Raw genomic sequence first — 14,120 nt, 5'->3', positions numbered from 1 at the left:
TTAAAGTAGAGCGATAAAAATTCCTGCAAAAATAATCATACCCACCCAACGGTTATGCAAAAAAGTTTTAAAACAACGCTGTGGTTCACGCTGACGGGTTTGTGTCCATTGATAAATATAGTCTGCAATCACGATACACAAAGCAATTGTTCCATAAGGATGCAGGATGTCTTCACGATATAAAGCTGCACCAATCAGAATGACACTGGCTGCCTGTAACAGGTTAATAATTGGAATATCGTAACGACCAAATAAAATTGCGGTAGATTTCACACCAATTTTTAAATCATATTCACGGTCAGTAATCGCGTATTGAGTGTCATAAGCAACCGTCCAAGCCAAGTTGCCGAAGTAAAGCAACCAACAGGTTAAATCCAGTGGACGTCCCATTGCGGTAAATGCCATGGGAATTGCCCAAGAAAATGCAGCACCGAGAAACACTTGTGGCAAATGCGTATAGCGTTTCATGAACGGATAAATGAACGCTAGAATTAATGCTCCAAAAGAACAGTAAAATGTGGCAATTGGTAGAAAGAACAGCAGACAAGCACTGGCAGCAACCAGAGCCAAGAAAACCATCACAGCTTCAATTGGTTGAATTACACCTGTTGCCAACGGGCGCTGTTTGGTACGCGCCACATGACCATCGACCTTACGGTCAGCAAAGTCATTGATTGCGCAACCTGCTGCACGCATAAAGACCACGCCGAGAAACATCACAAACAGGGTTTTAAAGTCAGGAATCCCTTTTGCTGCAACCCAAAGCGCCCACATGGTTGGCCATAAAACCAGTTCAGTACCAATTGGTTTGTCAAAACGACACAGATAATAATAGGCTTGTAAGCGCTGTTGCCAGCTGGTGTGTTGTACCGTTGCCATAGCAGTCCTTATTACAATGTTTGTATAAAGCGTTCAAATGCAGGTAAAAAAGTTTCTTGGACAATGAATTTGCAGCCATGCCAAGTATAACAACTTTGCCGAGTCCAGCCTTCACTCAAATGCAGCACACGCCGTTCGCATTTGGGCGTGGTACGTTGAAATAAATAATGTCCAATTGGGCGTTGTCCCAAATGCCGAAAGCAGCGAGCTTTACCTTGCAAACTTAAAATCGGAAAAATGCTTTTAGCTCGTACCCAAGGTTCAGCTTCACAGCCATATAAATAGACGTCACGAACCCATGAAGTATGTTGCTGAGGCATGCCTAACCATAAACTGTCTTGGCGTTGCATACGTTGAAAAGATTCTTGTAAGGGTTCAACCCGAAATGAGCCACCTGCAAGCTGAGTCAATTGTTGAGTCAGTGAACCTGAGGCATATAGCCAAGATTTTAGATGGGAATCTAGCCCTTGTGGGTCATGCTGAGTCATATGCCGTATCTTATTGCTTTTTCAGTCGTGTTGTTTGCCCGAAAGCCTACACGTTGCTTCAGCATTGTAATGTAACGAAGTTGATTGATGAAGCCATAAATTCTAAGAGAATGGATTTTGTTCTGCTTTATAAGACTTTTCGGGTAATTTAGCAGCATTTTTTAACGATAAATCTCTTATTTTAAATTGTATTTTTAGTTGAAAATGATCATATTCGGTACATTAATGTTGAATAACAATGAGAGGGAATGGCATGAAACTTTATATTTACGAACACTGCCCATTTTGCTTGAGAACCCGCATGATTAGTGGCTTAAAACAGCTTGATATGCAGTATGAAGTGATTATGGAAGGCGATGCAGAAACGCCAACACGTTTGGTGGGTAAAAAAGTTGTTCCAATTTTGCAAAAGCAAGATGGTACCCATATGACTGAAAGTCTGGATATTGTTCAGCATTTAGATCAATTGGCTGAGCCATCTTATGTGCAGGAAGTAGATGCTCCTGAGCTTGAACAATGGTGTAAAGACAGTGCAGATGCAATTTACAAGTTGGTTGTGCCACGTTTTACCAAAGGGCAGTTTAAAGAAGTTGCAACCGATGAAGCACGTGCTGCATTTGTTGCACGCGAAACCCGAGTTTTTGGTGATTTGGATGATTTAATGGCGAATAGCGGTGAGCATCTCGCGAAAATTAATCAAAAACTTTTAGAGCTTGAAGACTTAGTCGATACACGTGAAGATGTCCATTTAATTGATTTTAAACTCTTCCCACTCTTGCGTTCTTTGTCGATTGTTAAAGGGCTGCAATTTGGCAATAAGGTCAATCGCTATATGCAAAACTTGGCAGACAAATCCAAAGTAGATTTGCTTTTTGATCAAGCAATTTAAAAAATGACGGTGCAAGTCTTTTTGCTTTGAAGGCTTGCACCATTGTTGTTTTTAAAAATGAGAGATGAATTAAAACGTATAAGACTTAAATTGTGGTTGCCCATTTTCAATAATCTCTAAGATCATCGCTTCACCCGTTTTTTCACGCCAGTCACCAAGCACAATACGTTGTTTATCATTGATTTCATGATGAATCATCGGGCGGTGGGTGTGTCCATGAATGAGAACATCAACATCTTTTAGCGCAGTATCAACGGCTTGTTGATTAACATCCATAATTTCATCATGTTTTTCTTGTTTGGATTCATGACTTTTTTGTCGAAAGCCCTCAGCCAGTTTTTTACGGAAACTCAGTGGTGTTCGTCGCAAAATAAACACAAGTACAGGATTGCGAATAATCTTTTTAAAGCGTTGATAGGCAACATCATCGGTACATAGTGCATCGCCATGTTCAAGGCGATAAGTACGACTATTAATGTTTAATGTTGTTATATCAGGCAAGAGTTGACCTGAAAATAGATTGAGAAACTTTTGGCTTAATGCGAAATCACGATTTCCAACTTGGAAGTAGACTTGATTTCCATGTGAAGTAAATTTCTGAAGCGCTGCTACGATTTCATCGAGCCATGCAGATCGGTTGTCATCTCCAATCCATGCATTAAACCAGTCACCCAAAATATAAAGTTGGGTCTGTTTTTGTTGATAGTCATCTAATAAAGCTAAAAACCCCCGAACAAGTCGAGGGTGATTAGGTGACAAATGTAAATCAGAGATAAACAGGTAGGTCACAAGGTATCCTTTTTTTTAATCTCCCTAAATCCCTCTTTAAAAAGAGGGACTTTCCTCCCTTTTGTAAAGGGAGGCTAGGAGGGATTACTCAGCGATAATTTTCGCAGTTTCGATCACAACATTTTCAAGAGGAACGTCAGCGTGGTAACCACGGTTGCCTGTACGAACACCTTTGATTTGTTCAACAACGTCCATACCTTCAACCACTTTACCAAACACGGCATAACCCCAACCTTGAGTTGTTTTGCCAGAGTGGTTCAAGAAAGAGTTGCTTTTTACGTTGATGAAGAACTGTGCAGAAGCAGAGTGAGGTGCTTGAGTACGCGCCATTGCGATAGTACCAGCATCGTTGCTTAAACCGTTGTCAGCTTCGTTTTCAATTGAATCACGAGTTGCTTTTTCTTTGAAGTTTTCGTCGAAACCGCCACCTTGGATCATGAAACCATCGATGACACGGTGGAAAATTACACCATCATAGAAACCATCACGTACATATTCTAAAAAGTTTGCGACTGTTTTAGGCGCTTTTTCGCTGTTAAGCTCAAGAACAATACGACCTTTATTGGTGTTTAATTCGACTTGAGGAAAACTCATTACATAATCTCCTGAGCATGGCACAAAAAGCCATGGGTTTTTTTGTTGAGAGAAGCATAAGCAAACTGTAAACTAGTTAGCAAGTATAAACGTTATTTTGTTTGAGAAAAGAGCCTGATAGCGTTTAAATTATCCTAATTTTTTAACCAAGAAGTGATTTACCCATTATGAAGCCGAATGATGCTGTTTCAAATCTGCCAAATATACCGACACCGAATACCCAAGCCACTGTCGATGCTGCGCAGCAAGAACAACAGCCCGGCTTAGACTTTATCCGTCAAGTCATTACAGAAGATGTTGCAGCAGGACGCACTCAAACCGTTGTTACTCGTTTCCCACCAGAACCCAATGGTTATTTGCATATTGGTCACGTGAAAGCCATTTGCTTAAACTTTGGTGTTGCTGAAGAATTTGGTGGTTACTGCAACCTGCGTTTCGATGATACGAATCCAGATGCAGAAGAACAAGAATATGTTGATGGTATTGCCAATGATGTGAAATGGCTTGGATTTAACTGGAAAGGCGAGCCATGCTATGCATCAAGCTATTTTGATCAGTTATATGCATGGGCTGTTCAACTGATTGAACAAGGCGATGCTTATGTTGATTTGCAAAGCCCTGAAGAAATTAAACTGAATCGCGGTAACTTTGTTGAGCCTGGTAAAAACTCACCTTACCGTGATGCAACTGTACAAGAAAATCTTGAACGTTTTGAAAAAATGAAAGATGGTACATTTGCCGAAGGTCAGGCCGTGTTACGTGCCAAAATTGATATGGCAAGCCCAAATGTTCACATGCGTGATCCGATTTTGTACCGCATTTTGCATTCTGAGCATCACCAAACGGGCGATACTTGGAAAATCTACCCAATGTATGACTATGCGCATCCATTGTCAGATGCCATTGAAGCCGTTACGCATTCACTGTGTACTTTAGAATTCCAAGACCACCGTGCGTTTTATGACTGGGTCATCGAGAAAGTTCATTCTGTTGCTGTACCACGTCAGTACGAATCTTCTCGTTTGAATATTGACTACACGATTACTTCTAAACGTAAACTACGCCGTTTAGTCGAAGGTAACTTTGTCAATGGTTGGGACGATCCACGTATGCCAACCGTTGTCGGTATGCGCCGCCGTGGTTTTACGGCTGAAGGTTTACGTGATTTCTGTAAACGCGTTGGTGTATCAAAAACTGATGGTATCGTTGATGTAGCGATGCTGGAATTCTGTATCCGTCAGTCGCTTGAAAATAGCGCAGCACGTGGTATGGCGGTATTGAATCCTCTTAAAGTGACTTTAACCAACTTGCCTGAAGATTTGGATTTAACGCATGCACGTCATCCAAACGTCGATATGGGTGAGCGTGTGATTCCACTGAGCAAAGAAATTTACATTGATCGTAAAGACTTTGAAGAAGTGCCACCAAAAGGCTTTAAACGTTTAGTGCCTGAAGGTGAAGTGCGTTTACGTCATGCTTACGTAATCAAGTGTGATGAAGTGATTAAAGATGAAAATGGTGAAGTGGTTGAGCTGAAGTGTTCGATTGACCCTGAAACTTTAGGTAAAAACCCAGAAGGTCGTAAAGTAAAAGGCGTGATTCACTGGGTATCTGCATCTAAAGGTATTCCTGCTGAAGTACGTATCTATGACCGTTTATTCAGTGTGGCTGATCCTGAACAAGGTGAAGACTTCTTGGATAACTTAAATCCAAATTCATTAACCGTTGTCCAAGCCGTGATTGAACCTGCTTTGGCACAAGCCAACCCAGAAGATCGTTTCCAGTTTGAACGTGAAGGTTATTTTGTGGCGGATCGTTATGATCATCATGCTGAAAAACCAGTGTTTAACCGCATTTTGGACTTAAAAGACAGCTTTAAGCCTGAAAAGAAATAAGATTTTGACTCGATGATGCTTTGAAAGCATAAGTTCGATATCAAAGGAAGACCTCAGCAATCGCTGGGGTTTTTTATTTCATCGGGTTTGAGTGACGTATTATGGCTATATATGAAAGATAAAGGATGAAGTTTAGTTATAAAAAATTCTCTAAAATTCGATAAATTAGACAATAAAAATGCTTTAAAAAACCTAAAAAAGAAAATAATAAGTTTGTATCGTATATATGTGAAAAAAAATCCCAAAAAGATGCTAAATTAACGTTATTCAGGAAAATAATTCGAAATGGCCGTTGCTATAGTATGAATCAGGGTGTGATGGGGATCGAGAAGATTGGTTAGTCAACATTGGGAGATAAGCGCTAACCTTGCTCAAAAAGTATCGACTCGGCTTTTAGACACAACAACCAAAAGTTGCTTGCAAGTGCTTAATGTTACCATCATTAAGTTGTCAAAAGTAAACAGCAGTTTTCCCTTGACCCTTAAAAATTCTATGTCACTATACTAAAAAAACCTTTCTTATTGTTTTTCCAATTTTTGAATATGGGAAAGACACCATGCAATTAGACCGTTACGACAAACAGATTTTAGAAATTTTGACGCATGAAGATTTAAACCTCAATGAATTATCTGAGCGTATTAACCTTTCTGTAAGTTCAGTACATCGCCGTATCAAGCACCTGATTGAATCCAATATCATGACCAGTTTGAGGCGTGAAATTAATTACGCCAAATTGGGTTTTACTTTGCATATTTTGCTGCAAGTGTCTTTAAACAAGCATGATCGTTCAACATTTGACAGCTTCCTTGAAAAAATTGAAGAAATTCCAGAAGTGATTAATGCTTATCTGGTGACAGGACAAAGTGCTGATTTTATTGTGGAATTAGTCGCTAAAAATATGGAAGACTACAGTGAAATTTTGCTGCGCCGTATTGCCAACATTGAAAATGTGGTCGCGCTGCATTCGAGCTTTGTGATTAAAAAATATGATGTTTTTAATTGCTATAATATGTTGAGCCGTATTTAAGGCTCAACATTCGCTTGATGAATCTCAATTAGAAACCTGCTTCAATCGCGTGAATCATATTGACTAAAACTTGATTCACAGGGGTTGCGACATGGTATTGCTTGCCAAGTTCAATCACGGTTTCCCCAAAAATTGCCACTTCGGTTTTACGCTGGGCTAAAATATCCTGACACATTGAGGTGTATGCTTGATCATTGAGTTGCAGCATGGGGGTCATAATGCCTTGTAGATCTTGTTCAGTTAGACCAATTTTTGCCGCTTCTGAAAGATTTAACACCTCACGCGCTGCTGAAAATAACAGGGCTTGAACATCAGGGTTGTGTTTCACTTCACCATACGGAATTTTTAAAATCGCGGTAACCTGATTAGCCGCGACATTCAACATAAATTTCTTCCAAAGCGCAAGGCGCATATCAACAGGGGTTTGATAGGGAATCTGTGCCTGCTCAAACAACTGCTGTACCTGTTTGACATCATCACTCAACGTTTCATTATTTGGTTCGCCAAAGACCAAAAAACCTGCTTTGCTATAGTTCACTTGAGTCCCTTGCCGCGTTGCATCCATCGCAACACCATAAGCGTAAAATGGGTGATGTTCGCCAAGACGTTCAGCAATTAAAGTTTCGCTACTAATACCATTGAGTAGTGAAATAATACGGGTTTGAGGCTGAAGAATAGCACGAGATAATTCAATCGCTTCATGGAGTTGAGTTGCTTTAACGCCAATAATAATCAAGTCTGCTTTAGGCACATCGCTGCATTGTTCAGGAGTTATGTAATTAAAGTCATACTTTTTATGATTCACCCAAAAACCATCATGTTCATAACGTTGTTTACGCTGTTCATCCAAAATGATATGAATGCGTGAAGGGTCAAAGTCATAGAGTTTAGATGCATAAAGTGCGCCCATAGCGCCTAAGCCAATCACATAAATATGTTGAAGTTGATTTGGCATGAGAATTCCATTTTTTAGTTTCGATGTTTTATGGAATAGTCTATAAAAAAAGCCAAACAAAAGCCTGTACTAAAATGTTTTTGCGAGAAATATAGTCATTAAAAATAAAAAAAGGTCAATCACACTAAGGTGATTGACCTGTAAAGCGCGGGAGAGTTACGCAGAAGCTTTAGGTTGAATCATGTTTTCAATCGCAAGGATTTCAGAAAGTTGCTCTTCAGATAACAAGTTTTCTGCACGAATCAAATCCAAGACATTGCGGTTTTCAACGTTTGCAGTTTTTGCAATACGTGTTGTATTTTCATAACCTAAGTACGGGTTCAATGCAGTTACGATACCGATTGAGTTTTCGACCAAGTTTTTGCAATGCTCAGGGTTTGCAGTCACGGTGTTGATACATTTATCAGTAAACATCAACATTGCTTTAGCAAGTAGATCAATTGATTCAAACAATTTGAATGCAATTAATGGTTCCATTGCGTTAAGTTGAAGTTGACCTGCATCTGCCGCCAAAGTCACTGCCAAATCGTTTGCCATAACTTGGAAAGAAGCCAAGTTAACAGCTTCAGGAATTACTGGGTTCACTTTACCTGGCATGATTGAGCTGCCTGGTTGGCGTGGTTCAAGGTTGATTTCACCTAAACCAGTACGTGGGCCACTTGAAAGTAAACGCAAGTCATTTGAAATTTTTGACAATTTAGTTGCAGTACGTTTAAGCAAACCAGAGAATAAAACGAAGTCACCCATATCTGACGTTGCTTCAACAAAGTCAGGCGCAGCTTGGATATTCTCTTTAGTAATTTCAGCCAATGCAGAAATTGCATAAGGTGCATAAGCCGCTTCAGTGTTAATACCTGTACCAATTGCTGTACCACCAAGGTTCACATAACCCAACATGTCAGGTGCAATCGCATTGATTTTGTCGAGGTCTTTTTGTAAAGTTGTTGCAAAAGCAGCAAATTCTTGACCCAAAGTCATTGGTACAGCATCTTGTAGTTGAGTACGACCCATTTTCAAGACATCTTTAAATTCAACCGCTTTGTTTGAGAATGCTTGAATCAAAGTTGCAAATGCAGTTTGTAAGCCTTTCAAACTTAACAATAAACCAACACGAATCGCAGTTGGGTAAACATCATTGGTTGATTGAGACATGTTGACATCGTTATTCGGGTGAAGATTTTTGTATTCACCTTTTGCAAAGCCCATGTGCTCTAAAGCAACGTTTGCAATGACTTCGTTCGCGTTCATGTTGGTTGATGTACCAGCGCCGCCTTGAAGCATATCAACTGGGAATTGGTCGTGGTAATGACCGTTAATTAACTGTTTGCATGCAAACTCAATCGCTTGATATTTTTCTTCGCTAAGTTGACCAAGTTTGTGGTTCGCTTGAGCACAAGCTTGTTTAACCATCGCAAGTGCGATGATGAAATTTGGATGATTACTAATTTTGCTATGTGTTAGGTTGAAGTTTTCAATAGCTCTAAGTGTTTGAACACCAAAATAAAATTGATTAGGAATATCACGATAACCTAAAAGATCTTTTTCTGAGCGAACTGAAACATTAGTATTCATATTGGGTAACAATCAAGAGGAGATAGCCAAATCATAAGAACAAAAAAGCCAAATTGATAATGCATAAAATTCTTGAGATATGCATTTTTTGCATATAAAAGATCAAAAAATCGATATGTATTTTCCGCATAAGGTGTGCGTATAATTCAGCGCTTTAGTCAAACCACCAATCAAAGTGATCTATGAATCTTGAAATTCGTTGGGCTCTTGATCTGATTACCCTCGATCAGGAACGTTCAATTTCAAAAGCTGCACAGAAAAGATATATTTCACAATCTGCGTTTAGTCGAAGGCTACAGCATCTCGAAGAAACAGTAGGTTTTTCGATTATTGATCGAAATAACAAGGAAGTGAATTTTACAGAATTAGGACAGGTTTTATTATCTACGGCAAATACGCTACAAGCGCAACTCAATGAAAGTATGCAGCTTATTTATGAGATAAAAAACACCAAAGATAATACCTTGAGATTTGCAGTTGTTCATTCTCTTGTGAACAGTTTTTTTGCAGATTATTTAGGTTCTATACCTGTCGATAATCAAGCCATTAAATTCGAAATTATGGCGATTAATACAGGCGAAGGATTAAAACTTTTAAAAGAAGGGAAAATCGATTTTTTAGTTTCTTATGCGTCTAAGCATGAAATGAATCAGGGAAAAGCGGATAGTTTATCTTCAGTACGAATTGGGGAAACAGAGATTATTCCTGTTTATGCAAAAAATGCGATTAAAAATAAGAGATATGATTTAAATCAACATTTTCCATTATTAACTTATAGCAAAAATGCTTATTTAAGAAACTTGGTTGATCAGGTGATTCAAGCCAATAATTTGGATTGTCATATTTTGTATGAGACTGATAATGCAGAGAATTTAAAACAGTTGGTGTTGCAAGGGGTTGGCGTGGCTTGGTTGCCACGTATTACCATTATGGATGAGTTGGCTCAAAATAAATTAATTGAATTGTCTGCTTCAAAATATGCAGTCAATCAAAGTATTTTTATTTATAAAAGTAAACTCAATAATAATCCACTTACCCAATTTGTTTTTGAACATTTTAAACGACTCAAAAAATAATAGAAATTGATGGAAAATTTCTAATAAAAAAAGGTGCTGATACATTCACGATCAGCACCTTTTTTTAATCGTTTAAAACCTAAAGAATTCGTTTTAAACGTTCAATCACTTGTTCGCATTGTGCAATATCTGCAACGAGTGCCATACGCACATGGTTTTCACCTGGATTACCTTGTTCTGTTTCACGAGATAAATAGCGACCTGGTAAAACTTTAATATGGGCTTTTTCCATGAGCATACGTGCAAATTGCTCGTCATTATCGACTTTTAACCAGTAATAAAAACCTGCATCAGGTTTTTGTAATGGGAGTAAATGTCCAAGTTCAAATTGGAATAATTCAAATTTGGCACGATAAAGTCGGCGGTTTTCTTCAACGTGTTGTTCATCATTCCAAGCTGAAATTGACGCGATTTGATGTTGTACAGGCATTGCCGCACCATGGTAAGTACGGTATTGCAAATACGGCTTGAGCAAGTTTGCATCGCCTGCGACAAAACCTGAGCGCATGCCTGGTAAGTTAGAGCGTTTAGATAATGAATGGAAAACGACACAGTTTTTATAGTCATGACGACCGATTTCAGCACAAACTTCGAGTAAACCCGTTGGCGCTTGATCAAACCATAACTCCGAATAGCATTCATCAGATGCGATTACGAAACCATATTGATCTGAAAGTGCAATCAGTTGCTTGAATTTCTCTTTAGAAAGTACCGCACCTGTTGGATTGCCTGGTGTACACACAAACAATAAAGCGGTTTTTTCCCAAACTTCAGCAGGAACAGCATCGAAATCGCCTAAATAATCGTTCTCTTCTGTACAGTTAATGAAGTATGGTTTTGCACCTGCAAGGATGGCTGCACCTTCATAAATCTGATAGAACGGGTTGGGCATTACCACATAAGGTGCATTTTCACGGCAAACCAAAGCTTGTACGAAACTGAACAGCGCTTCACGAGTGCCTGAAACAGGTAAAATCTCATGTTCAGCACTGATTTGCTGAAGATTAAAACGTTGAGTTAACCAATTTGCAATGCTATGACGTAATTCAGGAACACCTTTACTGTTTGGATAAGTCGACAAATGTGCAAAGTTGTCGATAATTGCTTGTTTAACAAACTCTGGAGCAGGGTGCTTTGGCTCACCAATTGAGAGCGGAATCAGGGGTAAATCAGCAGGCTGAATGTCCTGAAAAAGACGATTCAGCTTTTCAAAAGGGTAAGGCTTTAAAAGAGATAAACTCGAATTCATTGGGTTAACTACCAAAATTAATGTTGCACAATCACTTGGTTAGAGGCTTCATCTAAAGCCGCTTTGAGTTGTTGTGCTAAGGTTGAAGCTTCTGTATCTGACATTGGGATATTATTTTTCTTTGTAACAAAGAAAATATCTTCTGCACGTTCGCCCAAAGTGGCAATTTTCGCAGAGTGAATGTCCAAGCCCTGCATCATAAATAAGCCACCGACACGAGCGAGTAAACCGGGTTGGTCAAGCGTTGAGATTTCGACCATATTTTGATTGAGTGCTGGGTTTAAACTAATATCAACCGTATTTTCAATATCGAAGTGACGCAATTGACGTGGAATGCGTCGTTGCATGAGACCTGGATATTTGTCTGAATGGCTGAGTGCCTGAACCAACGCTTGTTTTACGGTTTCTTCACGTTCTGGGTCGGTGAGCAGAGTCCCAAAACGATCCAGTACAATATACGTGTCTAAGCTAAAGGCTTTGGTCGCTGTAATGATTCGTGCATCTTGAACATCAAGATTCATACGGTCAAGAATAGCGACCGTTGTTGCAAACAGGTTAGGCTTATCTTGCGTATAAATAAAAATTTGTACGGCATCTGGTGCAGACTTACGGTGTGCGCGCAGCTTGACCAATGGTGCAGGATTATCGCCATGTTCTAAAATGGCACGGGTATGCCATGCAATATCTTCGGCAAATTCTTTCAAAAAGTAATCATCGCCGAGTTCTTGCCAGACTTGTTCGACATCTGCCAAAGAAAATTCATTGACTAAAAGTTCACTTGCAGCAAATTTGGTGTCTTCGATCAGCATTTGATAGTCGACAGGACGATCTAGTCCAAGACGAATCACATCACGCGCTTGTGTATACAGTTGACGCATCAACGATGAGCGCCATGTATTCCATAAGTTTGGATTGGTTGCATTAATATCGGCAACCGTCAGTGTATAAAGATAATCTAAATGCTCCATGTCACCGAGTTTTTCAGCAAAGTCTTTAATGACTTTCGGATCTGAAATATCTTTTTTCTGCGCTGTAAGCGACATGAGTAGGTGATTTTGAATGAGCCATGCGATCAGCTTACCTTCACGTTCAGTAAATCCATGCATACGACAAAACTCAATCGCATCTTCAGCGCCTAGTTCACTATGATCGCCGCCACGACCTTTGGCAATATCATGAAATAAAGCAGCAATCATCACAATATCACGGCGTTGTAAGCGCTGATAGACTGAACTCACTACAGGAAATAGCTTGGCAAATTCAGGTTCTTTAAAACGGCTGAGATTGCGTAACAGCAATAAAGTATGTTGGTCGACTGTGTAAATATGGAACAAGTCATATTGCATCAGCCCCATGATTTGCCCAAATGCTGGAAGATAATTACCTAAAATACCGTAGCGTTTCATTGCCGAAAGCGTTTCATACAAACGCCCAGAAGTGCGGATAATATCCATAAATAGCGCTTGATGCTCAGGCGTTTCACGGAATTTCTGATCAATCCCTTTGGCTGCAAGATTTAATAAACGTAAGGTACGGGCACGGATGCCTTCAATCTCGGGACGAGTAGCCAATAAATAGAATATTTCCAAGATCGCACTTGGGTTTTCAGCGAAAACTTTATGGTGTTGAACCGCAATTTTATGATCGACCAGTTTAAAATGGGCATTAATCTGTACGATTTCACGCTCATATTCAGGTAATCTTGGCGTAATCACCGATTCATTAAAGTAAGCCAATAAAATTTCATTGAGCGTTGAAACTTGCTGTGCAGCCCGATAATAACGCTTCATGAATTGTTCTATTGGATAATTCGGCGATTTTCCTTCTTCTCGCTCATAGCCAAATTTAGCAGCAATCTCACGTTGATAGTCAAATAACAAACGGTTTTCATCGCGTTTGGTTAAACGGTGCAGATGATGGCGAATTTCCCAGTAAAAACTTTCCGCTTCTTCTAAAACTTTCAGTTCAAACTCTGAAATAAAGCCCAAATGTACCAAGTCATAAACACGATTGACCCGAAAGTGGCGTTTTGCAATCCAGCCAATTTGGTTCATATCACGGATGCCACCGGGCGCATTTTTAATATCGGGTTCTAAATTGCTTTCAGTATTGTTGTGCTGAGCATAGCGTTTGGCTTGCTCCTGCATTTTGGCATCAAAAAAAGTTTGATCTGTCCACGTTTCTGCCACAATTCGGCGAGGCCATTTGTTGAGTTGTACATTACCGATCAACATCCGCGCTTCGATGAGTGTTGTGGCAATGGTTAAATCTTGACGCGCTTGGTCAATACAGCTTGCAATGGTACGAACACTTACCCCTGGTTTAAAATTACCGACATCCCATAGAGATGCAATAAAACTAGATACTTGTTTTTCAAGATTTTCGGTGAGGTCATGTTCTGACAAAATCATGATGTCAACATCAGAATAAGGCAGCATTTCACGGCGACCATAACCACCAACAGCAAAAAGACTCAGTTCACTTTGCTCTAAGCCTGCATATTTCCATAAAAAGGTCAGCGCTTCATCAATTGTGTTTGACCGTGCAAGCACAATTTGGCGAATGCTATAGCCTTCCTCAAAATACTGTTCAAGTTGCTGTTCAACATCATTGCGCCATTGATTAATAGCGCGAATGTCTTGATCATCTTTCACATAATCCAACAGGGGCAAGGTTTCAATCATGGTTTTTTGGCCTATGTGTCAAG

General features: G+C 39.6%; 12 protein-coding genes. 4 read left to right on the top strand and 8 right to left on the bottom strand.

Annotated elements, in window-relative coordinates; genetic code table 11:
- Both ubiA and LVY74_RS01165 read right to left on the bottom strand, forming a co-directional pair.
- A complete protein-coding gene (gene ubiA, locus LVY74_RS01170) occupies nucleotides 1-879 on the bottom strand; it encodes a 4-hydroxybenzoate octaprenyltransferase (RefSeq protein WP_237813468.1) in 879 nt (292 codons plus the stop codon).
- A gap of 11 nt (nucleotides 880-890) precedes the next feature.
- The gene (locus LVY74_RS01165; protein WP_237813467.1) at nucleotides 891-1,367 is read right to left on the bottom strand and encodes a chorismate--pyruvate lyase family protein; all 477 of its coding nucleotides are present in this window, start codon (nucleotides 1,365-1,367) and stop codon (nucleotides 891-893) included.
- A gap of 253 nt (nucleotides 1,368-1,620) precedes the next feature.
- On the opposite strand from LVY74_RS01165, the gene grxB reads away from it, so the two are divergent.
- Nucleotides 1,621-2,256, top strand: coding sequence for a glutaredoxin 2 (gene grxB / locus LVY74_RS01160; protein WP_237813466.1), 636 nt, complete (start codon nucleotides 1,621-1,623; stop codon nucleotides 2,254-2,256).
- Between the two features lie 69 nt (nucleotides 2,257-2,325).
- Here the strand turns inward: grxB and LVY74_RS01155 are convergent, their stop codons facing one another.
- Nucleotides 2,326-3,045, bottom strand: a complete 720-nt coding sequence (locus LVY74_RS01155) for a UDP-2,3-diacylglucosamine diphosphatase (protein ID WP_237813465.1) — start codon at nucleotides 3,043-3,045, stop codon at nucleotides 2,326-2,328.
- 84 nt (nucleotides 3,046-3,129) lie between these two features.
- A complete protein-coding gene (locus tag LVY74_RS01150) occupies nucleotides 3,130-3,639 on the bottom strand; it encodes a peptidylprolyl isomerase (protein WP_151710762.1) in 510 nt (169 codons plus the stop codon).
- A gap of 167 nt (nucleotides 3,640-3,806) precedes the next feature.
- On the opposite strand from LVY74_RS01150, the gene LVY74_RS01145 reads away from it, so the two are divergent.
- Both LVY74_RS01145 and LVY74_RS01140 read left to right on the top strand, forming a co-directional pair.
- A complete protein-coding gene (locus LVY74_RS01145; protein ID WP_237813464.1) occupies nucleotides 3,807-5,534 on the top strand; it encodes a glutamine--tRNA ligase/YqeY domain fusion protein in 1,728 nt (575 codons plus the stop codon).
- Nucleotides 5,535-6,090: 556 nt separating this feature from the next.
- On the top strand, nucleotides 6,091-6,561 hold the full coding sequence (locus LVY74_RS01140; protein ID WP_237813463.1) for an Lrp/AsnC family transcriptional regulator: 471 nt from the start codon (nucleotides 6,091-6,093) through the stop codon (nucleotides 6,559-6,561).
- Between the two features lie 28 nt (nucleotides 6,562-6,589).
- Here the strand turns inward: LVY74_RS01140 and LVY74_RS01135 are convergent, their stop codons facing one another.
- Together LVY74_RS01135 and LVY74_RS01130 are read right to left on the bottom strand one after the other, a co-directional pair.
- On the bottom strand, nucleotides 6,590-7,516 hold the full coding sequence (locus LVY74_RS01135; protein WP_237813462.1) for a ketopantoate reductase family protein: 927 nt from the start codon (nucleotides 7,514-7,516) through the stop codon (nucleotides 6,590-6,592).
- Nucleotides 7,517-7,672: 156 nt separating this feature from the next.
- Nucleotides 7,673-9,088 carry an aspartate ammonia-lyase gene (locus LVY74_RS01130; RefSeq protein ID WP_237813461.1) on the bottom strand — a complete coding sequence of 472 codons (1,416 nt, stop codon included), beginning with the start codon at nucleotides 9,086-9,088 and terminating at the stop codon, nucleotides 7,673-7,675.
- 182 nt (nucleotides 9,089-9,270) lie between these two features.
- On the opposite strand from LVY74_RS01130, the gene LVY74_RS01125 reads away from it, so the two are divergent.
- Nucleotides 9,271-10,164: a LysR substrate-binding domain-containing protein gene (locus LVY74_RS01125; protein WP_237813460.1), complete on the top strand. Its 894-nt coding sequence runs from the start codon at nucleotides 9,271-9,273 to the stop codon at nucleotides 10,162-10,164.
- A 79-nt stretch (nucleotides 10,165-10,243) separates the two neighbouring features.
- On the opposite strand, the gene dapC is transcribed toward LVY74_RS01125, so the two are convergent.
- Nucleotides 10,244-11,413 carry a succinyldiaminopimelate transaminase gene (gene dapC / locus LVY74_RS01120; protein ID WP_237813459.1) on the bottom strand — a complete coding sequence of 390 codons (1,170 nt, stop codon included), beginning with the start codon at nucleotides 11,411-11,413 and terminating at the stop codon, nucleotides 10,244-10,246.
- A gap of 17 nt (nucleotides 11,414-11,430) precedes the next feature.
- Nucleotides 11,431-14,097: a [protein-PII] uridylyltransferase gene (gene glnD, locus LVY74_RS01115; RefSeq protein ID WP_237813458.1), complete on the bottom strand. Its 2,667-nt coding sequence runs from the start codon at nucleotides 14,095-14,097 to the stop codon at nucleotides 11,431-11,433.
- Nucleotides 14,098-14,120 lie beyond the last annotated feature (23 nt).

The organism is Acinetobacter sp. ME22 (assembly GCF_022012315.1).
GTDB lineage: Bacteria > Pseudomonadota > Gammaproteobacteria > Pseudomonadales > Moraxellaceae > Acinetobacter > Acinetobacter brisouii_A.
This window is presented reverse-complemented; position numbering and strand designations above follow the sequence as displayed.

Coding starts and splice junctions, on each gene's coding strand:
- ubiA (WP_237813468.1), bottom strand. CDS start 879: ATGGCAACGGTACAACACACCAGCTGGCAACAGCGCTTACAAGCCTAT.
- LVY74_RS01165 (WP_237813467.1), bottom strand. CDS start 1,367: ATGACTCAGCATGACCCACAAGGGCTAGATTCCCATCTAAAATCTTGG.
- grxB (WP_237813466.1), top strand. CDS start 1,621: ATGAAACTTTATATTTACGAACACTGCCCATTTTGCTTGAGAACCCGC.
- LVY74_RS01150 (WP_151710762.1), bottom strand. CDS start 3,639: ATGAGTTTTCCTCAAGTCGAATTAAACACCAATAAAGGTCGTATTGTT.
- LVY74_RS01145 (WP_237813464.1), top strand. CDS start 3,807: ATGAAGCCGAATGATGCTGTTTCAAATCTGCCAAATATACCGACACCG.
- LVY74_RS01140 (WP_237813463.1), top strand. CDS start 6,091: ATGCAATTAGACCGTTACGACAAACAGATTTTAGAAATTTTGACGCAT.
- LVY74_RS01135 (WP_237813462.1), bottom strand. CDS start 7,516: ATGCCAAATCAACTTCAACATATTTATGTGATTGGCTTAGGCGCTATG.
- LVY74_RS01130 (WP_237813461.1), bottom strand. CDS start 9,088: ATGAATACTAATGTTTCAGTTCGCTCAGAAAAAGATCTTTTAGGTTAT.
- LVY74_RS01125 (WP_237813460.1), top strand. CDS start 9,271: ATGAATCTTGAAATTCGTTGGGCTCTTGATCTGATTACCCTCGATCAG.
- dapC (WP_237813459.1), bottom strand. CDS start 11,413: ATGAATTCGAGTTTATCTCTTTTAAAGCCTTACCCTTTTGAAAAGCTG.
- glnD (WP_237813458.1), bottom strand. CDS start 14,097: ATGATTGAAACCTTGCCCCTGTTGGATTATGTGAAAGATGATCAAGAC.